The organism is Macrococcus sp. 19Msa1099 (assembly GCA_019357535.2).
GTDB lineage: Bacteria > Bacillota > Bacilli > Staphylococcales > Staphylococcaceae > Macrococcoides > Macrococcoides psychrotolerans.
The window spans coordinates 713,570-738,365 of record CP079955.1; the positions used below are offsets into that span (position 1 = coordinate 713,570).

At 41.9% G+C, this 24,796-nt stretch carries 25 protein-coding genes; 21 read left to right on the forward strand and 4 right to left on the reverse strand.

The window, feature by feature from the left end; all coding sequences use genetic code 11:
• The first annotated feature begins 125 nt into the window (after positions 1-125).
• Together KYI10_03685 and KYI10_03690 are read left to right on the forward strand one after the other, a co-directional pair.
• Positions 126-1,268 carry a globin domain-containing protein gene (locus tag KYI10_03685; GenBank protein ID QYA33542.1) on the forward strand — a complete coding sequence of 381 codons (1,143 nt, stop codon included), beginning with the start codon at positions 126-128 and terminating at the stop codon, positions 1,266-1,268.
• Between the two features lie 213 nt (positions 1,269-1,481).
• The gene (locus tag KYI10_03690; GenBank protein QYA33543.1) at positions 1,482-2,372 is read left to right on the forward strand and encodes a nuclease-related domain-containing protein; all 891 of its coding nucleotides are present in this window, start codon (positions 1,482-1,484) and stop codon (positions 2,370-2,372) included.
• Between the two features lie 180 nt (positions 2,373-2,552).
• Here KYI10_03690 and folD read toward each other — a convergent pair whose 3' ends face one another.
• Positions 2,553-3,401 (reverse strand): bifunctional methylenetetrahydrofolate dehydrogenase/methenyltetrahydrofolate cyclohydrolase FolD, encoded by an 849-nt coding sequence (gene folD / locus KYI10_03695; protein QYA33544.1) that lies wholly within the window; start codon positions 3,399-3,401, stop codon positions 2,553-2,555.
• Positions 3,402-3,605: 204 nt separating this feature from the next.
• Here folD and purE point away from each other — a divergent pair, with 204 nt between their 5' ends.
• The 11 genes from purE to purD are packed head-to-tail and all read left to right on the forward strand — an operon-like array spanning position 3,606 to position 14,729.
• Positions 3,606-4,088: a 5-(carboxyamino)imidazole ribonucleotide mutase gene (purE, locus tag KYI10_03700; protein ID QYA33545.1), complete on the forward strand. Its 483-nt coding sequence runs from the start codon at positions 3,606-3,608 to the stop codon at positions 4,086-4,088.
• Positions 4,075-5,193, forward strand: a complete 1,119-nt coding sequence (purK, locus tag KYI10_03705; GenBank protein QYA33546.1) for a 5-(carboxyamino)imidazole ribonucleotide synthase — start codon at positions 4,075-4,077, stop codon at positions 5,191-5,193. The genes purE and purK overlap by 14 nt, the downstream gene beginning before the upstream one ends.
• Entirely contained in the window at positions 5,190-5,891 is a 702-nt protein-coding gene (gene purC / locus KYI10_03710) for a phosphoribosylaminoimidazolesuccinocarboxamide synthase (GenBank protein QYA33547.1), read from the forward strand. The genes purK and purC overlap by 4 nt, the downstream gene beginning before the upstream one ends.
• A gap of 1 nt (position 5,892) precedes the next feature.
• A complete protein-coding gene (gene purS / locus KYI10_03715) occupies positions 5,893-6,153 on the forward strand; it encodes a phosphoribosylformylglycinamidine synthase subunit PurS (protein QYA33548.1) in 261 nt (86 codons plus the stop codon).
• A complete protein-coding gene (gene purQ / locus KYI10_03720; GenBank protein QYA33549.1) occupies positions 6,153-6,815 on the forward strand; it encodes a phosphoribosylformylglycinamidine synthase subunit PurQ in 663 nt (220 codons plus the stop codon). The genes purS and purQ overlap by 1 nt, the downstream gene beginning before the upstream one ends.
• 2 nt (positions 6,816-6,817) lie before the next feature.
• Entirely contained in the window at positions 6,818-9,004 is a 2,187-nt protein-coding gene (gene purL / locus KYI10_03725; GenBank protein QYA33550.1) for a phosphoribosylformylglycinamidine synthase subunit PurL, read from the forward strand.
• Positions 8,983-10,401: an amidophosphoribosyltransferase gene (gene purF / locus KYI10_03730; GenBank protein ID QYA33551.1), complete on the forward strand. Its 1,419-nt coding sequence runs from the start codon at positions 8,983-8,985 to the stop codon at positions 10,399-10,401. The genes purL and purF overlap by 22 nt, the downstream gene beginning before the upstream one ends.
• 2 nt (positions 10,402-10,403) lie before the next feature.
• Positions 10,404-11,435, forward strand: a complete 1,032-nt coding sequence (gene purM / locus KYI10_03735; protein ID QYA33552.1) for a phosphoribosylformylglycinamidine cyclo-ligase — start codon at positions 10,404-10,406, stop codon at positions 11,433-11,435.
• Positions 11,428-11,994, forward strand: a complete 567-nt coding sequence (gene purN / locus KYI10_03740; protein QYA33553.1) for a phosphoribosylglycinamide formyltransferase — start codon at positions 11,428-11,430, stop codon at positions 11,992-11,994. The genes purM and purN overlap by 8 nt, the downstream gene beginning before the upstream one ends.
• An 11-nt stretch (positions 11,995-12,005) precedes the next feature.
• Complete coding sequence (gene purH / locus KYI10_03745) at positions 12,006-13,484, forward strand: bifunctional phosphoribosylaminoimidazolecarboxamide formyltransferase/IMP cyclohydrolase (protein QYA33554.1); 1,479 nt, start codon at positions 12,006-12,008, stop codon at positions 13,482-13,484.
• 9 nt (positions 13,485-13,493) lie between these two features.
• Positions 13,494-14,729, forward strand: coding sequence for a phosphoribosylamine--glycine ligase (gene purD, locus KYI10_03750; protein ID QYA33555.1), 1,236 nt, complete (start codon positions 13,494-13,496; stop codon positions 14,727-14,729).
• A 78-nt stretch (positions 14,730-14,807) separates the two neighbouring features.
• On the opposite strand, the gene KYI10_12625 is transcribed toward purD, so the two are convergent.
• A complete protein-coding gene (locus KYI10_12625; GenBank protein XBW67571.1) occupies positions 14,808-14,936 on the reverse strand; it encodes a hypothetical protein in 129 nt (42 codons plus the stop codon).
• Positions 14,937-15,075: 139 nt separating this feature from the next.
• On the opposite strand from KYI10_12625, the gene KYI10_03755 reads away from it, so the two are divergent.
• The 5 genes from KYI10_03755 to ptsP all read left to right on the forward strand — a co-directional run bounded on the left by KYI10_03755 (position 15,076) and on the right by ptsP (position 20,415).
• Complete coding sequence (locus KYI10_03755; protein ID QYA33556.1) at positions 15,076-16,338, forward strand: hypothetical protein; 1,263 nt, start codon at positions 15,076-15,078, stop codon at positions 16,336-16,338.
• Between the two features lie 191 nt (positions 16,339-16,529).
• A complete protein-coding gene (locus KYI10_03760; protein ID QYA33557.1) occupies positions 16,530-17,696 on the forward strand; it encodes a class I SAM-dependent rRNA methyltransferase in 1,167 nt (388 codons plus the stop codon).
• Positions 17,697-17,755: 59 nt separating this feature from the next.
• Complete coding sequence (locus KYI10_03765; GenBank protein ID QYA33558.1) at positions 17,756-18,283, forward strand: DUF697 domain-containing protein; 528 nt, start codon at positions 17,756-17,758, stop codon at positions 18,281-18,283.
• 156 nt (positions 18,284-18,439) lie between these two features.
• Positions 18,440-18,706, forward strand: coding sequence for a phosphocarrier protein HPr (locus KYI10_03770; GenBank protein ID QYA33559.1), 267 nt, complete (start codon positions 18,440-18,442; stop codon positions 18,704-18,706).
• Positions 18,703-20,415 carry a phosphoenolpyruvate--protein phosphotransferase gene (gene ptsP, locus KYI10_03775; protein QYA33901.1) on the forward strand — a complete coding sequence of 571 codons (1,713 nt, stop codon included), beginning with the start codon at positions 18,703-18,705 and terminating at the stop codon, positions 20,413-20,415. The genes KYI10_03770 and ptsP overlap by 4 nt, the downstream gene beginning before the upstream one ends.
• 88 nt (positions 20,416-20,503) lie before the next feature.
• Here ptsP and KYI10_03780 read toward each other — a convergent pair whose 3' ends face one another.
• Together KYI10_03780 and KYI10_03785 are read right to left on the reverse strand one after the other, a co-directional pair.
• Positions 20,504-21,331: a metallophosphoesterase gene (locus tag KYI10_03780; protein ID QYA33560.1), complete on the reverse strand. Its 828-nt coding sequence runs from the start codon at positions 21,329-21,331 to the stop codon at positions 20,504-20,506.
• Complete coding sequence (locus tag KYI10_03785) at positions 21,324-21,548, reverse strand: glutaredoxin family protein (protein QYA33561.1); 225 nt, start codon at positions 21,546-21,548, stop codon at positions 21,324-21,326. The genes KYI10_03780 and KYI10_03785 overlap by 8 nt, the downstream gene beginning before the upstream one ends.
• A gap of 139 nt (positions 21,549-21,687) precedes the next feature.
• Here KYI10_03785 and KYI10_03790 point away from each other — a divergent pair, with 139 nt between their 5' ends.
• The 3 genes from KYI10_03790 to KYI10_03800 are packed head-to-tail and all read left to right on the forward strand — an operon-like array spanning position 21,688 to position 24,737.
• Positions 21,688-23,040 (forward strand): cytochrome ubiquinol oxidase subunit I, encoded by a 1,353-nt coding sequence (locus tag KYI10_03790; protein QYA33562.1) that lies wholly within the window; start codon positions 21,688-21,690, stop codon positions 23,038-23,040.
• Positions 23,040-24,059 carry a cytochrome d ubiquinol oxidase subunit II gene (locus tag KYI10_03795; protein ID QYA33563.1) on the forward strand — a complete coding sequence of 340 codons (1,020 nt, stop codon included), beginning with the start codon at positions 23,040-23,042 and terminating at the stop codon, positions 24,057-24,059. The genes KYI10_03790 and KYI10_03795 overlap by 1 nt, the downstream gene beginning before the upstream one ends.
• Positions 24,060-24,074: 15 nt before the next feature.
• On the forward strand, positions 24,075-24,737 hold the full coding sequence (locus tag KYI10_03800; protein ID QYA33564.1) for a TrkA family potassium uptake protein: 663 nt from the start codon (positions 24,075-24,077) through the stop codon (positions 24,735-24,737).
• The last annotated feature ends 59 nt before the right edge of the window (positions 24,738-24,796 follow it).

Consider the following 24,796-nt stretch of genomic DNA (forward strand, 5'->3'; position numbering starts at 1 on the left):
ATCCATATTATAGCATTAGAACGTGAATTTTTTGTTTTTATATTATATAAATGATTGTAATTTGTGTAGATGAGGTGTATATTAAAGATGTATTTATAATGTATCTTTAAAGAGGGGGAGTTAATGTGTTAACAGAAGAAACTAAGAATATCATCAAAGCGACGATTCCAGTACTGGAGGAGCATGGTACGGAGATTACTTCAGCATTCTATCAGCATATGTTTGAAGCGCATCCTGAGTTACTCAATGTCTTCAATAAGACGAACCAGAAGTTAGGGCGTCAGCAGACAGCATTAGCACAGACAGTTATCGCTGCGGCGAAGCATATTGATCGTCTGGAGGCGATTGTTCCGAATGTCAACCAAATCGCGCATAAGCATAGAGCGCTAGAGATTAAACCGGAGCATTATCCGATTGTGGGTGAGAATTTGATCTGGGCGATTCAGCATGTACTAGGTGATGCGGCAACGCCTGAGATTGTGGCGGCCTGGACAGAGACATATGGAGTGATTGCTGATGTATTTATTCAGATGGAGGCAGCACTGTATGATGAAGCGGACTGGCAAGGATTTGTACCGTTCAAGGTTGTAGCGGTTAAGGAGGAGTCTCCTGAAATTAAGTCATTCACGGTTCAGAGTGATGCGGTTCAATTGAAACCTGTGAAAGCGGGTCAGTATATTACAGTGAAGGTGCATCCTGAAGATGAAACAAATGATGCATTACGTCATTATTCAATCTGTTCTGTTGATACATCTCGTGGACTTAAGTTTGCGGTTAAGCGTGACGTTGCAGGTGAAGAGAGAGGGATGGTCTCTAACTATTTACATGATCATGTGCAAGCAGGAGATGAGATTCTGTTATCTGCGCCGGCGGGTGAGTTCCTAGTTGAGACTGATAATAAGGACCTCGTGTTTATAAGTGGGGGCGTAGGTATGACGCCACTCATGAGTATGTTAGAGGATGAGGTGGATAAACGCAGCATTAAATTTATTCATTCAGCTTATAACCGTGATGCTGTTCCATTTAAAGATGAGATTACGAAGCTTCATAATAACAGCAATGTTGCGTTCTACTTTAACTATTCAGAAAGTGCGGGGCGCTTAACGAAAGAGAAGCTATCACGAATTATGAACGGTAACGAAGAAATCTATATGTGTGGTTCCGTTGGATTTATGGAAGGCATGCTTGAGATCTTCAGTGATATGGGCATCGATAGAAGCCGCGTACACTTCGAGCCATTTGGTCCGAAGATGAGTATTACAGTATAGTATCTGGTTAATAGAGTTATTAAAGCACAGCGCTAGCTGTGCTTTTTTTAATATGATATTTTAATTTCTGCATGAATTTCATGCAGTTTTTTAATATTTTAATGTGCTTTTTTTATTTTTTGCCTTACTTATGGTTATTTTGATGTGCATTTTTTGAAAAATAGGTTTTTGACAGATTTGGTGGTTACGGTTATGTTTTTTGTGAGGTGACATATGATAGCGAAATTTCATGAAACGAATGATAAATTATTGCTGCTTCACGAGTTATATGGTCGATTGGATTTATCTAAATCAGACTATGATTTATTGAGGCGTTATTTGTCTGGATTTGAAGGTGAACGCAAATTTCTGGATGTTATGGGTGAAATTGATGGTGTTGTGGTCCTCTGGGATATTTATCTGGAGGATTATAGTGCGCAGTTTGATTTTTTAGTGTTAGCTGGACAGTATGTGTTTCATTTTGACGTTAAGCATTATAGTGGGGTTTATGCGTATAGGGATGGGTTGTTTAAAAGTGCGAATGGTCGTGTGAATAAGCGTTTGATGATGCAGCTTACTGCTAGTGAAGTAGGGCTAAAGCAGTTTTTACTGAAGCACGGCTTTCATTACAAAGTGACAAGTCGTGTTGTATTTATGAACGAATCGTTTCAATTAATCGGGGATACTGATAAATATATTTTGTTTTATTATGATCTTGGACGTGTCGTGGACTATTTAAAGGGGAACGCTGGCATCTGTGAAGATATGATGAGGCTGAGTGAGGCGCTGATCGCCCATCACGGGGATGACTCCAAGTTTTATAATACTGATGATTATGATATGGATGATATAAAGCCAGGTATACGATGTCCGAAGTGTCGTCGTGTTGGTATGATTCGAGATGTTAAGGGTCATAAGTATCAATGTCGATGCGGGCATAGGGTGAGTAATCGTGAAGCGGTCGATATCGTGTACCGTATGTTAGAACTGTTTCGCGTGGATAAGATTCGTAAATGTGATCTGAATCGTCATCTAGAAATGCCGAACCGTACATTACAGAGAATTTTGAGCAAACATTATATAAAAAAAGGGATTAATCGAGGTATTTACTATGAAAAGAAGTAAAAATGGCACTGAAAATGGCGCTGAAAAATGATTTGAGTGCCATTTTCAGCGCCAAATCAGGTTATTTAAGAAATATTGGCACTCAAAAATGTACCAAAATAATAGCATATTAAATATTGGCCCGATAATGTACCTGCACCCACAAAAAAGACACCCAACTTCAGTTGAGTGTCTCACCTATTATTTCTGCGCACGTTTCGCTGCAAGTAATGTATTATTTAATACCATTGTAATCGTTAAAGGTCCTACGCCTCCTGGTACGGGTGTGATTGCGCCAGCAACTTCAGAAACTTCATCATATACAACGTCTCCTGTTAACTTTCCGTCAACGACTGTATTTCCTACATCTACGATCACTGCGCCTTCTTTCACGACATCCTTCGTCACTAATCCTGGTTTACCTACAGCAGATACGATAACATCAGAGCGTTTTAATACTGCATCCATATCTTTACTGCGAGAGTGCAGTAATGTTACCGTTGCATTCGCATCTGTTAATAGTTTCGCAACGGGTTGTCCTACGATATGGCTTCTCCCGATGACCGCAACATCCTTTCCTTCCAGGTCTATATCTGCATGCTTTAAGATTTCCATAATGCCCAGTGGTGTACAAGGGATATATGTTTCAACCCCTGCATAGAGTCGGCCGATGTTGATCGGATTGAAGCCGTCAACGTCTTTTTCTGGTGCAATCTTCTCTAGCACTTTCGTTTCATCGATTTGTTTCGGTAGTGGGACTTGTACAAGGATTCCATGTACATTGTCATCCTTGTTCAACTTGTCGATTTCTTCTAATAATGCCGCTTCAGTCGTACTTTCATCAAGATGGATGATACTTGAGCTCATACCGATCTTCTCAGCAGATTTCTTCTTGTTGTTCACATAGCTCTGGCTTGCACCGTCATTTCCTACAAGGATCACAGTTAGATTTGGCGTAACCCCTTGTGCCTTTAACTGTTCGACTTCCTGTGCAAGGTTCGCACGATAATCCGCTGCAATTTTCTTTCCGTCTAATACTTTTGCTGACATTCCAGTTCCCTCCATTTATTCGAACATTTAATATCATTATAGCAGTAAACAATCTAAAAATACGAACAAAAAAATAATAATTAATAAAAAAAACAATAATTGTTCGTTTTTTACGTTGAAATCTGTATCTGTCATTGTTATGCTATATAAGTAATATACACATAAATGAAGACGGTTTTCAAATAATTATAAAGGGTGATAGTTGTGACAGTAGCAGTAATAATGGGGTCTTCTTCTGACTGGGAGACGATGAAAGAAGCGGTTACAATGCTTGAAGCTTTCGGCATCGACTACGAGGCGAGTATTGTATCTGCGCATCGTACACCGCTCGCGATGGTTGATTTTGCGAAGTCTGCTCGTAGTAAGGGCATTGAGATTATTATCGCGGGTGCTGGTGGTGCGGCGCACTTACCGGGAATGGTCGCTTCGATGACGACACTTCCGGTGATCGGTGTACCGATTGAATCGAAGGCTTTGAAGGGAATGGATTCCTTATTATCAATTGTACAGATGCCTGGTGGAATTCCGGTAGCCACGACTGCTATCGGTAAGGCGGGTGCTAAGAATGCCGGTATACTTGCTGCACGTATGCTCAGTCTGAAAGATACTGCTTTAGTAGCACAGCTGGATGATTATGAAGCATCTTTAGTCAAGAAGGTGGAGGCGATGCAGCATGACCTTAAATAAATTTGCGCTCGGTGACACGATTGGTATCATCGGCGGGGGTCAGCTAGGTAAGATGATGGCACAGTCTGCACAGCGTATGGGATTTAAAGTTGCTGTGCTTGATCCTGATGAGCGCTGTCCTGCACGCTTCGTGGCACATCATTTCGTGCATGCACCGTACAATGATATTGCAGGATTGAAAACGTTAAGCCGCTATAGCGACGTCATCACATATGAATTTGAGAATATTAATGCAGAGGCACTAGAAGTCATTGCGAAAGAAAATCATGTACCTCAAGGTTTTGAGACGGTAAACATACTGCAGAATCGTCTCAGTGAGAAGGAAGCCATCGCAAGAAGTGGCGCTACGGTTGTTCCATATAAGCGTATCGAAGGTCCAGCGGATGTCGATGATGCTGTGCGTGAAATCGGTCTGCCACTCGTACTGAAGACTGTGTTCGGCGGTTATGATGGGAAAGGACAGCTTGTTGTAGCGGAGAAAGCACAGCTAGAAGAAGCATATAACATGGCTGATGGTACTATTCTCGTTGCAGAGAAGCGTATTGCGCTGGACCGTGAGATATCGATTACAGCGTCACGTAATCTTCAGGGAGAGGTCGTCTACTTCCCTGTACAGGAGAATGTCCATCGTAACCAGATACTGTTCAGTACGACGGTGAAGCATGCGCATGAGTATACAGAAGCTGCGATTGCTGAAGTGGAGAAGATCATTCATAAGATTCATTTCGTGGGTACGTTTACTGTGGAATTCTTTATTGATAAAGAGGGTAAGCTCTATGTCAACGAGATTGCACCGCGTCCTCATAACTCCGGACATTACTCTATTGAAGCGTGTGATTATTCGCAATTTGATACGCATATTCTGTCGGTGCTTGGCTACAGATTACCGAAGCAAATCAAGCTCCACAGTTCTGCTGTGATGTATAATCTGCTCGGCCAGGATCTGGACTTGATGGAACACCTCTTCCCAGAACATCCAGAATGGCATGTCCATGTATATGGTAAAGAGGCTAGGAAAGAAAATAGGAAGATGGGACATATTACCCTTTTGTTGGGCGATGATACGGATACTTATTATCCTATATATAAGGAGCTGATGAAATGACTTTAGTTTATGAAGGAAAAGCAAAGCGTGTATACAGTACGGATGAGGACCATGTGTTCCGCATCGAATATAAAGATGAAGTAACAGCGGGGAACGGTGCAAAGAAAGATAGTATGGCTGGTAAAGGTCGGCTGAACAACTTGATTACAAGCTATTTCTTCGAGCGCCTTGCACAAGAAGGGCTGGAGTCACACTTTATCAAGAGGTTAAGCGACACTGAACAGCTGGTTAAAGCAGTTACGATTATCCCGCTTGAAGTTGTTGTCAGAAACTATGCTGCAGGTTCAATTGTCAAGCGTCTCGGCTTTGATAAAGGCACGCAGTTCAAATCACCGCTTGTAGAGTTCTATTATAAGGAAGATGCACTGAACGATCCGATTATTACAGATGACCATGTGAAGTTACTGGGTATCGCAGATGATCAAGACATCGCTGAACTGAAACGCCAGGCGTTAATCATCAATGACATGCTCATTAAGATGATGGATGAGATGAACTTACAGCTCATTGATTTCAAGATTGAGTTTGGTAAGGATCAGGACGGTAACATCCTGCTTGCAGACGAAATTTCACCGGATACTTGCCGCATCTGGGATAAGGACACGAAAGAAAACTTTGATAAAGACGTATACAGAGAAGACACAGGTTCACTGATTGATACTTATACTAAATTCTATAATAAACTGGAGGCGTTATAAAATGACTAAAATCGAACTATACATCACATTACAACCACAGGTATTAGACACACAAGGACAAACGTTAACACGTGCGGTACATGACCTGGGCTACACTCAAGTCAACGATATTCGCGTAGGTAAAGTATTATATATGACGGTTGACGAAGCGAGCGAACAGGCCGTTGCGAACATAGTCAATACATTAAGTGAGAAGTTATTTGCGAATACTGTAATCGAAGAATACAGCTACAAAATTGTTGAAGATGAGGAGACGAAATAATGAAATTTGCTGTGATTGAATTTCCAGGTTCAAACTGTGATCGCGATATGTTCAATGCAGCTTTGAATACTGGCTTTGAAGCGGAATATGTAGATTATCGTAAGACGTCACTTGAAGGTTTTGATGGTGTGTTAATTCCAGGAGGATTCTCATTTGGTGACTACCTGCGCTGTGGTGCGATGGCACGTGTTGCGCCCATCGTTCCTGAAGTAAAGCGTTTAGCTGCTGAAGGTAAGCCGGTGCTTGGTGTATGTAATGGATTCCAGATCCTGACGGAGATCGGGTTATTACCAGGTGCGCTAATGCATAATACGAAGCATCAGTTTATCTGTCAGAATGCGCCACTTAAAATCGTCAATAACGACACGAAGTTTACACATAAGTATGATAAAGATGAAACAGTGATCTATCCGATTGCGCACGGCGAAGGAAATTACTACTGCTCAGATGAAACGTTAGCTGAACTGAAAGCAAACAATCAGATTATCTTAACGTATCATGACAATCCGAACGGCTCGATCGAAGATATCGCAGGAATCGTGAATCAAGCAGGCAACGTATGTGGTATGATGCCTCACCCGGAACGTGCGATGGAAGCATTGCTTGGTACGGATGACGGTGTGAAATTATTCGAATCCATTTTAGAAAGCTGGGGGAAATAATCATGGTCAAGTTTCTAGAACCAACTGCAAATGAAATTAAAGAGAATAAATTATACCAGGATATGGGGCTTTCAGATAAAGAGTATGACAAAGTTGTCGATATTCTAGGACGTATGCCAAACTATACTGAAATCGGAATCTTCTCAGTAATGTGGAGTGAACACTGTTCATACAAACATTCTAAACCTTTCTTAAAGCAGTTCCCGACGACAGGTGAACGCGTATTGATGGGACCGGGTGAAGGCGCAGGTGTCGTGGATATCGGTGATAACCAGGCCGTTGTATTCAAGGTTGAATCCCATAATCATCCTTCTGCCATTGAACCGTACCAAGGTGCGGCGACAGGTGTCGGCGGTATCGTCCGTGATATCGTATCCATCGGTGCACGTCCAATCCAGTTACTTAACAGCTTACGCTTCGGTGAACTAACAGAGAAGCAGAACCAGCGTCTATTCAAAGGGGTCGTTGCAGGTATCGGCGGCTACGGTAACTGTATCGGTATTCCGACAGTTGCAGGTGAAATCGAGTTTGACCGTCAGTACGAAGGCAACCCCCTCGTCAATGCGATGTGCGTCGGTATTATCGACCATGACAAGATTCAAAAGGGAACAGCGAAAGGCGAAGGCAATCCTGTTATCTACGTGGGACTTAAGACGGGTCGTGATGGGATTCACGGTGCAACATTCGCTTCTGAAGAATTAAGTGAAGAGAGCGAATCTAAACGCCCATCAGTGCAGATCGGCGATCCATTTGTCGGTAAGAAGTTGATGGAAGCGACACTTAAAGCCATCACCTTCCCTGAATTAGTCGGCATCCAGGATATGGGTGCGGCAGGTCTGACATCATCAAGTTCTGAAATGGCGGCGAAAGGTGGCAGCGGTATCCATCTTGAACTCGAGAAAGTACCAACGCGTGAAGCGGGTATCTCACCATATGAGATGATGTTATCTGAAACACAGGAACGTATGCTACTTGTTGTTGAAAGAGGGACGGAACAGAAATTCTTAGAGTTATTCGACCATTACGAATTGGATAATGCAGTGATTGGTGAAGTAACAAATACAGACCGCTTCGTATTGACATATGAAGGTGAAGTATTTGCAGATATTCCGGTTCAGCCATTATCTGACGAAGCGCCGGTGTACGTACTAGAAGGTCGTGCAGCGCAGTTTGATGATGTGCATCACGACTACTCAAATATCGATGCACAGGATACATTGATGAAGTTATTATCTCACCCGACGATGGCTTCTAAGAACTGGGCATATTCACAGTACGATCAGCAGGTCGGTGCAAACACGATCATCAAGCCAGGACTATCAGCAGGTGTAACACGTGTTGAAGGTACGAAAAAAGCCATCGCTGCAACCTTAGATGGTGAAGCACGTTACGTATTCAACAACCCATATGAAGGCGGTAAGATGGTCGTTGCAGAAGCATACCGTAACCTAGTAGCTGTCGGCAGCTTACCTCTTGCAATGACGGACTGCTTAAACTACGGTAATCCTGAAAAGCCTGAAATCTATCAGCAGCTAGCAGATTCTACACGTGGTATGGCGGAAGCGTGTGGCGCGCTGAACACACCTGTTGTTTCAGGTAACGTCAGCCTATATAACGAAACAAAAGGTGATGCAATCTTCCCGACACCAGTAGTGGGTATGGTCGGATTGATTGAAGATGTTGATTATTTAGTAGATTTTAAACCGTCTAAAGGCGATACAATCTATTTCGTTGGAGAGGTTAAACCGGACTTCGGTGGCAGCCAGATCGAGAAGGTATTATTCAATGAAGTCGCACATACTGATGTAACGATCGACCTCGAGCAGGAAGTAGCGCGCGGTGAAGCGATTCGTCAGCATATTATTGACGGTAAGCTTGGTCATGTTCAAGCGGTCGGTAAAGGTGGGGTCGGTGTGAAACTTGCACAGATTGCAGCATACTTCAATACAGGTCTTGAAGCGCAGCTTGATGTGAATGATGCAGAACTGTTTGCTGAAACACAGGGGAACTACATTGTTATTGCGAAACAAGGTATGGAAATTAATATCGAAGGTGCACAAGCAGTCGGTACATTCGGTACAGAATCATTTAAATTATCTACGAACCAAGGGGAAGTTACATTAGACGTGAATCGTATGACGGAGGCTTGGAAAGGGGCAGTTCACGCATGTATGACATCAGAGGTCTAAACGAAGAGTGTGGTGTATTCGGTATCTGGGGTCACCCAAATGCCGCGGAACTCACTTATATGGCACTGCATTCATTACAGCATCGTGGTCAGGAAGGTGCAGGTATCGTATGTTCCGACGAGAAGAATATTTATGGCGCGCGCGGCATGGGATTATTACCTGAAGCGATCAGTGAGGTGAAACTCGAGTCATTAAGCCACTTTCATCACGCAATCGGTCATGTACGCTATGCAACGACGGGTGCATCTGAAATGTCTAACGTTCAGCCATTTATCTTCAAGCATTCTAAGGGCGACATTGGTCTTGCACATAACGGAAATTTGACGAACGCTGAGCAGATTAGGCTTGCACTGGAATCTGAAGGTGCAATCTTCCAGACGTCCAGCGACTCAGAAGTGTTAGGACATCTGCTGTTAAAGGCGAAATCAGATAATAAGCTGAATAACTTGAAAGCATCATTAAATCAGATTAAAGGTGCATTCTCATTTCTCGTGTTACATCCTGAAAAGCTCTTCGTAGCACGTGATGCACACGGTGTACGTCCGCTGATGCTCGGTAAGGTTGATGGTGCATACTGTGTGGCAAGTGAAACGTGTGCGTTTACAGCGGTCGGTGCAGAATATATTCGTGATATCGAACCTGGTGAAGTGCTTACCCTATCTCATGAGGGTCTGGCAGAAGATGCCTATACGATGAATACACAGTCCAATATGTGTTCTATGGAATATGTCTACTTCGCACGTCCGGATTCAGAATTCCGTAAGCATTCATTATATGAAATACGTAAAGCTTTAGGGCGTAAACTCTACGAGGAGATGAATATCGAAGCGGACGTTGTAATCGGTGTACCGGACTCTTCATTACAGGCAGCGAAAGGTTTCTCTCTTGCAAGTGGGATTCCGAACGAACAAGGTCTGCTCAAGAACCGCTACATCGGCAGAACCTTTATCTCGCCGGATCAGAAGATGCGCGAACGTGCGGTCCGTATGAAACATTCACCGATTCGTGACGTCATTGAAGGTAAACGTGTCGTCGTTATCGATGATTCGATCGTACGTGGTACGACGAGCAAGTTTATCGTGAAGACATTGAAGCAGGCAGGTGCGAAAGAAGTGCATATGGCAATCTCTAGTCCACCGCTCATTCATCCGTGTTATTACGGTATCGACGTATCAACGCACGCAGAACTCATCGCGGCAAATAAGAGCATTACTGAAATCGAAGCAGAGCTGGAAGTAGATTCACTTACATATTTATCGGTGGATGGTATGCACGAAGTATTCCGTTCATTTGACTCTAAAGGTGAATGTAATGCCTGCTTTACAGGGAACTACCCGATTGAAATCGTGGATCATGTATTACCGGAAGAAAAAGAGAAGAAGAAGAAGGGAGTATAATTATGGCTGAAAGTTATAAACAATCAGGCGTTGATATCCATGCAGGATATGAAGCGGTTGAACGCATGAAAAAGCATGTGAATAAGACGATGCGTAAAGAAGTGCTTGGAGGGCTCGGCAGTTTCGGTGCGGCATTCGACTTATCACAGCTGAACATGAAAGCACCTGTTCTCGTTTCAGGTACTGATGGGGTAGGTACGAAATTACGTCTTGCAATCGATAGTGATCGTCATGACACAATTGGAATCGATGCAGTGGCAATGTGTGTGAACGATATTTTAACGACAGGTGCGATGCCGTTATACTTCCTTGATTACTTAGCATTAAATAAAGTAGACCCTGTAATCGTCGAACAGATCGTTAAAGGTGTTGCTGAGGGCTGTGCTGAAAGTGAATGTGCACTGATCGGCGGAGAAACTGCAGAGATGGGCGATATGTATCATACAGGTGATTATGATATCGCTGGATTTGCTGTCGGTGCTGTTGAGAAGGATGCATATATTACAGGTGAACGTATTGCTGAAGGTGACGTGATATTAGGACTTGCTTCAAGCGGTATTCACTCAAACGGTTACAGCTTAGTCCGTAAGATCATTAAAGATAATAATCTCGATCTAGATGCTGAATTTGATAATGGTAAGACGTTACTGGATGTTGTGTTAGAACCAACACGTCTATACGTTAAGAGTGCAAAGGCAATCTTGAATGCAGCGGACGTACACGGTATGTGTCACGTGACCGGGGGCGGCTTTATTGAGAATGTTCCGCGTGTCTTTGTGACTGACGGGTTATATCCGGAAATCGATGTTACAAACATTCCGCGTCAGAAGATCTTTGACTTATTACAGGAAAAAGGCAGCATCGACAAATTGGAAATGTACAATATCTTCAATATGGGTATCGGATTTATCTTTATCGTACCGGCTGATGCAGTTGAAAAAGTGCGTGCAGCCGTTAACGAAGAAGTATTTGAAATCGGTCATGTCGTACGTGGGGATAAAGCAATCGACATCAAAGGTGTGGAATATGATTAAGGTCGCGATCTTTGCTTCAGGTAATGGTTCGAATTACGAGAAGATTATGGAGCATATTCAGGCAGGATTCCTGGATTATATTGAAGTGACAGGCCTCTATACAGATAAACGTAGCGCGTTCGCAATTGAGCGCGCCCGTCGTTTTGATACGCCTGTACACATCTATGAACTGAGAGCATTCGACGATAAAACAGCATATGAGACAGCGATACTGGAACAGCTAAAGCGTGATGGTGTGGAATGGGTCATTCTTGCCGGTTATATGAAGCTTGTTGGCAAGACGTTACTTGATGCATATGAAGGAAAGATGATCAACATCCATCCATCGATATTACCGAGCTTTCCTGGTGTTAACGCTGTCGGACAGGCGCTGGATTATGGCTGCCGTGTCAGTGGCGCTACTGTCCATTACGTTGATAGCGGTATGGATACAGGTAAGATCATCGACCAGATGAGCTGTCCGATCTACGAAGAAGATACAGAGGAGACGTTGCAATTACGTATTCAGAATCTAGAGTACGAACTCTATCCACGCGTCATCAAGAAAATTATTCGATAAGGAGTCTACTTATGAGAAAAGCATTACTAAGTGTGTCAGATAAAACGGGGATCATTCCATTTGCACAGCAGTTAACAGAACTTAACTTTGAACTTTATTCAACTGGTGGTACGAAAAAGGCATTAGAAGACAATAATATTGCGGTAAAGTCAGTCAGTGAACTAACAAACTTTCCTGAAATTATGGACGGACGTGTGAAGACATTACACCCGAACATTCACGGTGGGATATTAGCGGACCGCAGCAACCCTGAGCACATAAAAGCAATGGAGACTCACGGTATTCAGCCGTTAGATTTAGTGGTCGTGAATCTCTATCCATTTGAAGCGACAGTTGCAAATCCAGACGTTACTGAAATGGATGCCATCGAGAATATCGATATCGGTGGGCCGACAATGTTACGTTCATCAGCAAAGAACTTCAAGCATGTCATCACTGTTGTAGACCCGGCAGATTACGAGGAAGTCATCGAAAAATTAAAAGCCGATACTTTAGACGAGACATTCCGTAAACAGCTGATGATCAAGGTGTTCACACACACAAATAAATACGATGCAGCAATTGTTAACTTCTTCAGCGATAATACATCAACGCTGCGTTACGGTGAAAACCCGCATCAGAAGGCGCGTTTCATCAGGACAGATACAAAACCGAACACTTTAGCTGGTGCACGCATTCTGCACGGCAAGCCGCTGAGCTTTAACAATATTAAAGATGCAGATGCAACACTGTTCTTAGTGAAGCAGTTTGATATGCCTGCTGCAGTTGCTGTGAAGCATATGAATCCTTGTGGTGTCGGAACAGGCGAAGTCGTCAGCGAAGCATTCCAGAATGCATATGATGCTGACAGCCAGAGTATCTTCGGAGGAATCGTCGCATTAAACCGTGAAGTGGATAAAGCAACTGCTGAAAAGATGCACGCCATCTTCCTGGAAGTAATCATCGCGCCGAAGTTCAGCGACGAGGCACTTGAAATATTGACGGCGAAGAAAAACATTCGACTGCTTGAAATTGATATGGATACAGATAAAGATGAAGAAGAGTTCGTATCTGTTTCTGGGGGCTATCTCGTTCAGGATAAAGATCTGCTGAACGTAACGCGTAATGATATGCGTGTCGTAACAGAGACAGAACCGACAGAAGCACAATGGAAAGCAATTGAACTTGGCTGGAAAGTCGTTAAAAGCGTGAAGAGTAACGCCATCGTCCTTGCAAACGATAAGCAGACAGTCGGAATCGGTGCGGGGCAGATGAATCGTGTCGGTGCAGCGAAGATTGCCATCGAACGTGCCATTGAAATGAACGATGATGTCATCCTTGCAAGTGATGGCTTCTTCCCGATGTCTGATACGGTGGAAACTGCGTATGCTGCAGGTATTAAATGTATCGTTCAGCCAGGGGGCTCTATTAAGGATCAGGATTCAATCGACAAAGCGAATGAATGCGGCATCGCAATGGTGATGACAGATGTCAGACACTTTAAACATTAGGAGGCAGCTATGAATATATTAGTAATCGGTAGTGGGGGTCGTGAGCATGCACTGGCGAGAAAGCTCGCACAGTCACCACGTGTCACGGAAGTGTTCGTTATTAAAGGCAATGATGCGATAGCCCGCGTGGCAACGCTTGTGGATATCGCTGAAGATGATCATGATGCTATCGTACAGTTTGCGCAAGATAACACGGTTGAACTTGTCGTTGTCGGCCCAGAGCAACCATTGATCGATGGCTTAAGCGATCGATTAAGTGAAGCAGGCATTAAAGTGTTTGGTCCGAACAAGAAGGCTGCCCAGGTGGAAGGCTCTAAAGACTTTGCGAAAGCATTGATGAAAAAATACGACATCCCGACAGCAAGCTATGAAACGATTGATAATAAAGCAGATGCACTAAAATACTTAGATGACAAAGGGACACCGATCGTCATTAAATACGACGGGCTTGCTGCTGGTAAAGGTGTCGTCGTTGCAATGAACCGTGATATGGCGGTTGATGCCATCAATGATTTCTATGCTGAAGCAGGGGCGAAAGTGGTCTTTGAAGAGTATCTTGAAGGGGAAGAATATTCACTTATGGTAATCGTTAATGATGATTTCTGTATCCCGTTTGATACGATCGCACAAGACCATAAACGTGCTTTTGTCAATGATGAAGGTCCGAACACTGGTGGTATGGGTGCATATTGTCCAGTAAATCATATCTCTCAAGATGTCCTTAAGACAACATATGATACAATCGTCTATCCGACAGTGCGTGCAATGCATGAAGAAGGGCTGAACTACTTCGGCGTACTCTATGTCGGTGCAATCCTTACAGCTGAGGGACCGAAAGTTATTGAATTTAACGCACGTTTCGGGGATCCAGAAGCGCAAGTGCTATTAAGACGTTTAGAAACAGATCTCGTAGCGTTGATTGAAGCTGCTCATAATAAGACTGAACTGGACTTAGTATGGCGTAACAAGGCGATATGTGGTGTCGTGCTGGCATCGAATGGTTATCCGGGCAGTTACGATAAAGGTGCAGTCGTAGAAGGCTATGATTATCAGGATGACTATATTGTGAGTGCGTTGAAACGCGTTGATGACACGTGGGTAACGAGTGGAGGACGTGTGATGCTTGCATTGGGTGAAGGTGATAATCTTCAACAGGCACAGCAAGCAGCATATGAAAATGTTAAGAAAATTAAGAGTGACGGTCTGTTCTACAGAACAGATATTGGAAATAAAGGTCTGAAATAAAATGCACAATAGAGGCTGGGACAATTGTCCCAGCCTCTATTGTATTAAACGGCGGAACACTTTTGTCCCAGCCTCTATTTATTCAAATGTTTTTTGTACGTCTTCTTTAGTCTGTTCCTGACCTTCTGAATTGCTATCTTGTTTTTTCTCTTCTTGTTCTTTAGCTTCTTCTGCATTATTCTTTAACTCTTCGTATTTTTCTGTCATGATAATTCCTCCTAAAAGTTGTTATAGTTTAGTTTACCCCTCTTCTCGATCATTAAACATCTCAGTCTTAAGCATGATTTTATTGAAATGCTAGGACATTTCTCATAAAACACATTATAATATGGAATGAGGTGGAATTATGAACTGGATTAAAAAACATTTCGAGATTCTGATTGGATATCTATTAGGTACCATGAATATGATTCTTGGAATATTTGTCATTGTGAATCACAAACAGATTTCACATTTTAAAGATGTCGATATCAATAAGATGCATATGTATAGTTTCTTTGATTTTATCAATATTTATTCGTTTGAGCTGATCAAGCTGCTGAGTCATTATATTAATCAGTTTACACTCTTATCTGGTGTGCTATTTATTGTCATTGGAGGTGCATTCTTCTATGTATCACGTAAGCTCAGACAGACGACACTTTATGATAAGGTGATTGCTCAAGTCTACCTTTTGTTCGGTGGATTACTGTATATCATCACATCGATTCTTATTTTTGAGATGTATGGCTTCTACGCACTGTTATATCTGCTTTTCTTCATCAGCGTCGTCTACTATACTTTGAACAGAAAGCGTCTGAATACGCATTTTAGAAAGCTGCATATCAATATTCTTATATTCATCTATGCGCTTGCATATTTTATGACACAGCTTGCGGTCTATGATAATTTGAATGAAGAGAAGGTGACACCGCTCGATGTGATGACCCTCAACTTCTTCTTTATCCTGCTTGTGCTTTTAGCAACATTATGTCTTGTTAACTATGTATTCTTGAAGCGTACGCTCGTTAAAGCATCCGATCACATGAAACGTACTGAGAAGAAGCGGGATTCTAAGATCAGCCGAATGATCCGTGAGAATACGAACATGACGATCAATAGGTTATCTGAAGAGTCGCTGAAATTAGATGAAAAGGTCGTCCTTATGATGCAGAGATGCTCTCTAAGAAAGCTCATCAACCTACAGGATGAGGATATCCCGTCGTGGTTTAAGTATCCGCGCTGGATCAAAGCATTTCATATCGAACTGCTACTGAGCAGTCTGCTGTTTATCATTACAGTAATCGAACTGAATAACCGCAACATGCTGTTTGAAGCGACGAAGTTCAATGTTGTGAAGATGCAGTATTTCTACGAATGGATTAATTTATTCGGAATGCTTTTAATCATAATTATGTACATCTATTTTACATTGATGATTCATTTTAGATCTCGCGGTTACTTCGGGCAGTTATTTACAATCTCATTTTTAATGATTAAAGTGATTGTTAGTTTCTACTTGATGCTATTTAAAGGAATCAACTTATCCCTATTCATCCCTCCGATACTTATATTACTGCTGTTAATACAGTTACCGCTGTATATAATCCATTTGCAGAAAAGGTACTGATAATTTCAACTGAATGTTTTTCTGAAATTCTATTGTGGAAAACTGGGATTCACGATATAATCGTTATGGAAACGTTACCATGGGGATGGGAGAAATTTCCGTGAATCAAATAATGAACGTGGAATAGACATCTGATAGAGATGTCTATTTTTTATGGTATAGTTAATGTATTAAATTTTAAGGAGAAATGTATGAAAAATGTAACGATTAAACGTAGTAAGCAGCAGAAATTTACCCATGGTTATGTCCTGCTGGAGACAGATGATGTGTATCAGACAGACCAGATTGAAGAAGGGGAGCTGTTCACCGTTAAGACCGAGCAAGGTGAACTTATTGGTACATTCTATTCAGGGTTACAGCATAAAGGTCTTGGATGGAAGGTAAGTGATGCATATTTACAGTTTATCGATGCTTCATATTTTATTAACCTCTTTGAAACCGCGAATGCAGAACGTGCCTCTCTATATAATAGTACAGATACGAACGCCTTCAGATTGTATAATGGTGAAGGCGACGGACTTGGGGGCTTTACGATTGATTCATACGATGGACACCTGTTGATCACGTGGTATTCAAAGGGTATCTATCATTTTAAGCAGGACATAATTGAAGCGGTGAAAGCTGTATTTCAGTATAAGACAATCTATGAGAAGCTACGCTATGATAAGAATGTGCCGACCAATCAGGTAAGCGATGAAGGTACGGAATTTCCAATCATAATTAAAGAGAACAATCTGCATTATATGATCGATCTGACGGACGGTGCGATGACCGGTCTGTTCTTAGATCAGCGCGATGTAAGAAAGAAGCTGCTCCATATGGATACGAAGCATCGTGATATGCTCAATCTGTTTGCGTACTCAGGTGGTTTCTCTGTAGCAGTGGGCAGTAATGGCTACAAGACAACCAATGTAGATATTGCGAAACGTTCGATTGAACTGATGCAGCAGAACTTTGCATTAAACGAGATGAATCTGGATGACCAGACATTTATCACGATGGACGCATTTGATGCGCTCGCTTATTTTACTCGTCACCTAAAGACATTTGATATCATCGTAATCGACCCGCCGAGCTTCTCACGTCATAAGAAGAAGGTATTTACAGTTAAGGATAACTATCATGAACTGATTACACAGGCGCTGCCGCTCGTCAATTACGGCGGATATCTGGTACTGTCGACAAATGCGTCGAATGTATCACTCAAACAGTTCAGAGCAATGATAGAAGAGACGCTGACAGACCGTGCCGATTATGAGATTGAGCAGATCATGGGTCTACCAAAAGACTTCAAGACGACAGACAAGTATAAGGCATCTAAATATTTGAAGGTCGTGTTTGTAAAGATTAAAGGATGATTAAACAATAGCTATTCTGGGAATAAAGCTTTAGATATTTATTTTAGGAGGAATCTATTATGGGATTATTAGATACTGCCATTAATATGGCGGCAAAACAATTTAAGAATAAAGAAGTGAAGACCCTCAGCTTACCGCAAAGTGAAGCGGATATTATAGAACGCCGTAAACGCGCAGAAAGTATGCTACACAATAAATCACTTATGTCGTCTGCTGCAGCCGTCGTGCCAATACCAGGGCTTGATGTGACAGCAGATTTAAAGCTGATGACTGATATTATCGAGAACATCAATAAAGAGTATGGCTTAAGTCATAAGCAGGTTAGCGGTTATGCAGATGATATTAAACAGAAGATCGTCTTTTCAGCTGCGAAGTCTGGAAGTGACTTCATCGGCAAGAAAGTTACAAAAGGCTTTGTTGCTGTGGTATTCAAGATGATGCTACGTCGTGAAGCACTGAAACAGTCAAAATGGGTGCCAGTTATCGGCCAGGCGGTCAGCGGTACAATCAGCTATTATATGATGAAGAAGCTCGGTGAGCAGCATATCGACAAATGCGAACGTGTCGCACGTGACCTTATCGTTTAAATGCTTTGTGAACATTTTAACAGAAATATTTGACAGCTTGTTGCTCTGTATCCAAATGATTGAGTTTCGCCAAAAAATTTGGTATATTGAAAGCGTATAGACAAGTAGTTTATATATTAAATTAATGCATAATGCAGCCAAAAGGAGATTATTATTATGGAACAAAAATCTTATGTAATTATTGACGAAACAGGAATCCATGCACGTCCAGCAACAATGTTAGTTCAAACTGCAAGTAAATTTGAATCTGATATTCAATTAGAATATAATGCGAAGAAAGTAAACTTAAAATCAATCATGGGTGTTATGAGTCTAGGTGTGGGTAAAGACGCAGAAATTACAATCTATGCTGAAGGTAGCGATGAGAAAGAAGCAATCGATGCAATCAGTGAAGTATTAGTTAAAGAAGGTTTAAGCAAATAATGACAACTTTAAAAGGTATCGGTGCATCAGATGGCATTGCAATTGCCAAAGCATACCTTCTGGTTGAACCTGATCTGTCTTTTAACAATGAAAAAGTAACAGATGTAGATGCAGAAGTTGAGAAATTCAAAGCTGCCATCAATCAATCAAAGGTAGAGTTGACACAGATTCGTAACAATGCAGAAGTAGCGCTTGGGCCAGATAAGGCAGCAATCTTTGATGCACATCTGCTTGTACTTGAAGACCCTGAACTTATTAATCCGATTGAAGATAACATTCGAAATAATCAGATGAATGCAGCAACAAGCCTCTCTGAAGTTTCAACGAACTTTATCACAATATTTGAATCGATGGATAATGAATATATGAAAGAACGTGCAGCAGATATTAAAGATGTATCTAAACGCGTATTGTCGCATATTCTTGGTGTGTCACTACCAAATCCAACGATGATTGATGAGCCTGTTGTCATCATTGCAGAAGACTTAACACCTTCTGATACGGCGCAGCTGAACAAGAAGTTTGTTCAAGGATTTGCGACAAATATCGGTGGGCGTACAAGCCATTCAGCGATTATGAGCCGTTCATTAGAAATTCCAGCGGTTGTTGGTACTAAAAATATTACCGGTGCTGTGCAGCAAGGAGATTTTGTAATTGTTGACGGTATTTCAGGAGAAGTCATCATCAATCCAGATGAGCAGACGATTACGGGGTATAAAGCACGACAATCTGCTTTCTTGCAAGAGAAAGAAGAATTAAAGCAGCTGGTTAACGATAAGACGGTCACTAAAGAAGGTAAGCACGTAGAGCTTGCTGCGAACATCGGTACACCGAATGATCTTGAAGGCGTTAAGAATAATGGTGCAGAAGGTATCGGACTCTATCGTACAGAGTTCCTTTATATGGGACGCGATACTATGCCTTCTGAAGACGAACAGTTTGAAGCATACAAGACGGTGCTATCTGAGATGGATGGTAAACGTGTTGTTGTGCGTACATTAGATATCGGTGGAGATAAAGAGCTTCCGTACTTAAACTTACCGAAAGAGATGAACCCGTTCCTTGGATACCGTGCGATTCGACTTTGTCTGGATCAGCAGGATATCTTTAGAACGCAGCTTCGTGCGTTACTGCGTGCATCCATCCACGGTAAACTGAGCATCATGTTCCCGATGATTGCGACAATTAACGAATTCCGTGAGGCGAAAGCAATCTTAGAAGAAGAGAAAGCGAGTTTAACTGCAGATAAAGTTAAAGTTGCTGACGATATCGAGCTTGGAATCATGGTAGAGATTCCTTCTACAGCAGCAATGGCCGATATCTTTGCGAAAGAGGTTGACTTCTTTAGTATCGGTACGAATGATCTTATTCAATATACGATGGCAGCAGACCGTATGAGCGAACGTGTCTCTTATCTTTACCAACCTTACAATCCAGCAATCTTAAGACTGATCAAGCAAGTCATTGATGCCAGTCATAAAGAAGGTAAATGGACAGGGATGTGTGGAGAAATGGCAGGAGATACGACAGCGATTCCGTTATTGCTAGGTCTAGGTCTTGATGAGTTCAGTATGAGTGCGACAAGTATCTTAGGTGCACGTCGCCAGATTAAGAACTTAAGTCAGCCAGAGATGGCGAAAGTAGCTGAGCAGGCTTTAAACTGTGCGACACAAGAAGAAGTTGTGCAGCTCGTAGATGCATATCTATAATCTGAATTAAATTTAAGTTGAATCAATAAAACCCGAATAATAGGGAAAATGTAATTCATTTTCTCTATTATTCGGGTTATTTGTATAGTTATTTATTAATCTCGATCAGGGTGATCTCCGGTCGCGCACCGATGCGTACTGGAAAATGGGTCGTTCCGAGCCCGGTTGAGGTATGGAGCTGCATCTTATGCTGCCTGTACTTTAATGTATAGAGTCCGCGGTAATACTTTCTACCAAGCATCGGTCTCACTGGTGCACCGAGTATTGGCAGGGCGATCTGTCCGCCATGTGAATGTCCGGAGAGCTGCAGATCGACATCGAACCGTTTCGTGAAACGTGCAAAGTCAGGTTCGTGGATGAGTGCAATGGTATAGGCATCATGTGTCTTGTTGTAAAGCATCTGATCGATGTTACCGCCGCTATTGATGATATCGTCAGTCCCGCACATATAGATCGATTCATTATCATATGTAATATACTTTCCGTAGTTGTTCAGGATCTCAATTTCTGCATGCTGCATCACGCGTTCCAGGTCATGTGTGCGATGTGCGCGCTGATCGTGATTGCCATATACGAAGAACTTGTGACGCGCCTGTATCGTCTTAAAGAGCGGTATATAGCGGTCAGAATTTTCTTTGAAACGGTCCAGATTATCAAATACATCTCCTGTGATACAGACGATATCAGGTTTCTGCTGATTCACCTGTTTGATTACATGGATAAGATCTTCATAATCAAACTGAAAACCGATATGCATATCTGAAAGATGGACAATCCGTAAGGGTCTTTCATGCTTCTTATGGAGTCCCTTAAGTTTGATGTGGCTGAGCTTCAATTGATTGACGGGATTGGGCATCATCGGAATCAGTCGCTCACCGAAATGGTCGATAAAGGCATACATCAATTGTTTAAGCATGAAGATACGCTTCAATCTTGTCGATATCCGGCTGATAGAAGAGCGCGTCGTCAATCTTGATAAGCGGCGTGCTCATCGCATCGTAGTCTATCATCTCGATCTTATAGAGCATATGTGAAATATTTTTTTCGGTAAATGTATAACCTTTATTAGTGAAATATTGTTTTATAAATGTACATGGCGGACAATCGTCCTGTGTATAGATTTCAATATTCATAACAGTGCTCCTTTTTTTATAATGACATGATTATAACACAGATTTGTCATAAATAAGTGGTTCAATTACTTTAAAAAAGGAACAGAGTAATATACAATAAATGTTATGTGAGTATTATCACAAAAGGAGGATTTTATTAATGGATGGACTCGTTATGAGTAGAATTTTAACTGCGATGACTTTAGGTTTTCATATTATCTTCGCAACGATTGGCGTGGGTATGCCACTGATGATCATGATTGCTGAAGGTATCGGTATTAAGACAGGGAATATGAAATATATTGCACTTGCACGTCGTATGGCGAAAGCATTTACAATTACTGTCGCAGTCGGCGTTGTAACCGGCACAATTATCGGATTACAATTATCGTTACTTTGGCCGTCATTTATGAAGCTTGGGGGCCAGGTGATTGCATTACCATTATTTATGGAAACTTTTGCGTTTTTCTTTGAAGCAATATTTTTAAGTATCTACCTTTATACGTGGGACCGTTTCAAAAATAAATGGATACATTGGATATTAAATATTCCGATCATCATCGGTTCAACGCTAAGTGCACTATTTATCACAAGTGTGAACTCGTTTATGAATACACCACAAGGTTTCGATCTGAAAGACGGGGTGCTGGTGAATATCGATCCGATTGCAGCGATGCTCAATCCTTCATTCTTCGTACGTGCATTCCATGTAGTGACAACAGGTGGGATGACGATTGCTTTCTGTGTGGCAAGTGTCGCGGCAGTGAAATTACTGAAGAATAAGTTTGCTGAAGATAGACAGTATCATAAGTCAGCACTCAATATGGCGATGATTGTCGGTCTAATCTTCAGTTTATTGACCATTCTTGCAGGTGACCTTTCTGCGAAGTTCCTGCATAATGAACAGCCTGAGAAGCTTGCAGCGATGGAATGGCATTTCGAATCTGAGAAGCAAGCAGATCTTGTACTCTTCGGTGTGCTAGATGAAAAGACACATGAAGTTAAAGGTGCGATCAAGATTCCTGGTGTCTTAAGTTTTCTGGCAGATAACAGCTTTAATACAGAAGTTAAAGGATTGAATGAGTTTAAAGCAGATGAACGTCCGCCGTTAATTATTCATTATTTCTTTGATCTGATGGTATTTTTCGGGATGTTCTCGTTTGCTGTGAGTGTCCTTTATGTCATCTTGAAGAAAGTACGTACAAAGGTGAGTACGAGCAACTTTATGCTTTATTTAATGGCACTTACAGGTCCGTTATGTATGCTTGCGATAGAGTTCGGCTGGTTCTTAGCTGAGATGGGCAGACAACCATGGTTACTCAGAGGATATATGAAAGTCGCTCAAGGCGTGACGCATGCAGAAGGTGTCAGCTTAGTGCTTGTAGGCTTTGGGTTACTTTATCTCATAATCGGATTCAGCTGTAGTTATGTACTCATCAGAATGTTCAAGGATAAGTCTGCAGCACAAGATATTGAAACATATGAATCAACGTATAATGGGGGTAGAGCATAATGGACTATCAACATATTGGAATACTCGTACTGTGGACGTTCTTATTCGGTTATATTATTCTCGGTGCCATTGATTTTGGTGCAGGATTCTTTATACTGTATGCCAAGCTGACACATCAGGAGAACGATTTAAGAGACGTCATCAAACGTTACTTGAACCCGGTATGGGAAGTAACGAATGTCTTCTTAGTCTTCTTCTTTGTAGGAATTGTCGGATTCTTCCCGGACACTGCCTACTATTTTGGAACGACATTACTGATACCTGTAAGTATTGCACTCCTGTTGCTGACGATACGAGGTTCGTTCTATGCGTTTGAGACATACGGTAAGGACTCTAAACTTGCATGGGTTGCATTATATGGTATCAGTGGATTGCTGATTCCGGCATCATTCTCGACAGTTCTGACGATTTCTGAAGGTGGATTTATTCATGAAACGAAGAAGGGGATCGCACTCGACTGGCTTGAACTCCTGATGAGCCCATTTTCATGGAGCGTAGTGTTTCTATGCATCATTTCCGTGCTGTTTATCTCTGCAGCATTCTTGACGGTCTATGCAAAGCGTGCAAATGATATGAAGGCGTATGGAATCTTAAGAAAATGGTATTTAATATGGGCATTGCCGATGCTTGTCATCTGTCAGTTCACATTCTTAAGTTTAAGACAGCAGAACGCACTGCACTTTAACACAGCAGTAGGTGATTACTGGTGGCTCTTCGGACTCAGTATCGTATGCTTCTTAATTGCACTGGTGCTGTATTACTTAGAGAAATCACTTGATATCGCATTTATCTTTGTCGTGCTGCAGTTTGCGACAGCATTCTATGGTTACGGTATCAGTAAATTACCATATATCCTATACCCATATGTGAATATGGATAAAGCAGTCGTGAATGAGACGATGGCCTTTTATTTAGTCGTCGCATTTATTTTAGGTTTACTTTTACTGCTCCCTTCATTATATTTATTAATGAGATTGTTTATCTTTGATGCAGATTATGTCAAAGGGAAAAAGAAATAATAAGGGGTAGTCATTATGGAAAAAGAATTTGTTGTCATTGGGCTTGGCCGATTTGGTGGTAGTATCGTAAAAGAATTAAGTGCCCTTGATATGGACGTTATGGCGATTGACTCAGATGAAGCGCGTGTCAATGAGTATGCTGATATTGCGACGCACGCAGTGATTGCAGATACGACGGATGAGAATGTACTGAAAAGCCTGGGTATCCGTAACTTCGATCATGTCATTGTCGCGATTGGGGATAATATACAGGCAAGCATCTTGACGACATTAATCTTAAAGGATCTTGGTGTTAAGAAGGTTACAGCGAAGGCGCAGAATGATTATCATGCGAAAGTACTGAACAAAATCGGTGCAGACACAGTGGTACATCCAGAACGAGATATGGGCCGACGCATTGCGCACAATGTTGCGAGCTCCTCTGTACTGGATTATCTTGAACTTTCTGATCAGCACTCGATTGTTGAGATCCGTGCAGGTGAAACATTGCAGGGACATACTATTCTTGACCTGGATATCCGTGCAAATTATGGTATCAATATTATCGCGGTTAAGCGTGGCAGAGAGATTATCGTGTCACCTGATCCGGCTGTCGCGATTGAGAATGGAGACATTCTTATAATGATCGGTCATGATAATGATCTGAACCGTTTTGAGAAGAAGATTATGAAAGAATAGAAGATAACCCCGAATGATTCTAGAATCATTCGGGGTTATTGTTATTTAAATATACAGTG

Coding starts and splice junctions, on each gene's coding strand:
- KYI10_03690 (QYA33543.1), top strand. CDS start 1,482: ATGATAGCGAAATTTCATGAAACGAATGATAAATTATTGCTGCTTCAC.
- folD (QYA33544.1), bottom strand. CDS start 3,401: ATGTCAGCAAAAGTATTAGACGGAAAGAAAATTGCAGCGGATTATCGT.
- purK (QYA33546.1), top strand. CDS start 4,075: ATGACCTTAAATAAATTTGCGCTCGGTGACACGATTGGTATCATCGGC.
- purC (QYA33547.1), top strand. CDS start 5,190: ATGACTTTAGTTTATGAAGGAAAAGCAAAGCGTGTATACAGTACGGAT.
- purS (QYA33548.1), top strand. CDS start 5,893: ATGACTAAAATCGAACTATACATCACATTACAACCACAGGTATTAGAC.
- purQ (QYA33549.1), top strand. CDS start 6,153: ATGAAATTTGCTGTGATTGAATTTCCAGGTTCAAACTGTGATCGCGAT.
- purL (QYA33550.1), top strand. CDS start 6,818: ATGGTCAAGTTTCTAGAACCAACTGCAAATGAAATTAAAGAGAATAAA.
- purF (QYA33551.1), top strand. CDS start 8,983: ATGTATGACATCAGAGGTCTAAACGAAGAGTGTGGTGTATTCGGTATC.
- purM (QYA33552.1), top strand. CDS start 10,404: ATGGCTGAAAGTTATAAACAATCAGGCGTTGATATCCATGCAGGATAT.
- purN (QYA33553.1), top strand. CDS start 11,428: ATGATTAAGGTCGCGATCTTTGCTTCAGGTAATGGTTCGAATTACGAG.
- purH (QYA33554.1), top strand. CDS start 12,006: ATGAGAAAAGCATTACTAAGTGTGTCAGATAAAACGGGGATCATTCCA.
- purD (QYA33555.1), top strand. CDS start 13,494: ATGAATATATTAGTAATCGGTAGTGGGGGTCGTGAGCATGCACTGGCG.
- KYI10_12625 (XBW67571.1), bottom strand. CDS start 14,936: ATGACAGAAAAATACGAAGAGTTAAAGAATAATGCAGAAGAAGCTAAA.
- KYI10_03755 (QYA33556.1), top strand. CDS start 15,076: ATGAACTGGATTAAAAAACATTTCGAGATTCTGATTGGATATCTATTA.
- KYI10_03760 (QYA33557.1), top strand. CDS start 16,530: ATGAAAAATGTAACGATTAAACGTAGTAAGCAGCAGAAATTTACCCAT.
- KYI10_03765 (QYA33558.1), top strand. CDS start 17,756: ATGGGATTATTAGATACTGCCATTAATATGGCGGCAAAACAATTTAAG.
- KYI10_03770 (QYA33559.1), top strand. CDS start 18,440: ATGGAACAAAAATCTTATGTAATTATTGACGAAACAGGAATCCATGCA.
- KYI10_03780 (QYA33560.1), bottom strand. CDS start 21,331: ATGCTTAAACAATTGATGTATGCCTTTATCGACCATTTCGGTGAGCGA.
- KYI10_03785 (QYA33561.1), bottom strand. CDS start 21,548: ATGAATATTGAAATCTATACACAGGACGATTGTCCGCCATGTACATTT.
- KYI10_03790 (QYA33562.1), top strand. CDS start 21,688: ATGGATGGACTCGTTATGAGTAGAATTTTAACTGCGATGACTTTAGGT.
- KYI10_03795 (QYA33563.1), top strand. CDS start 23,040: ATGGACTATCAACATATTGGAATACTCGTACTGTGGACGTTCTTATTC.
- KYI10_03800 (QYA33564.1), top strand. CDS start 24,075: ATGGAAAAAGAATTTGTTGTCATTGGGCTTGGCCGATTTGGTGGTAGT.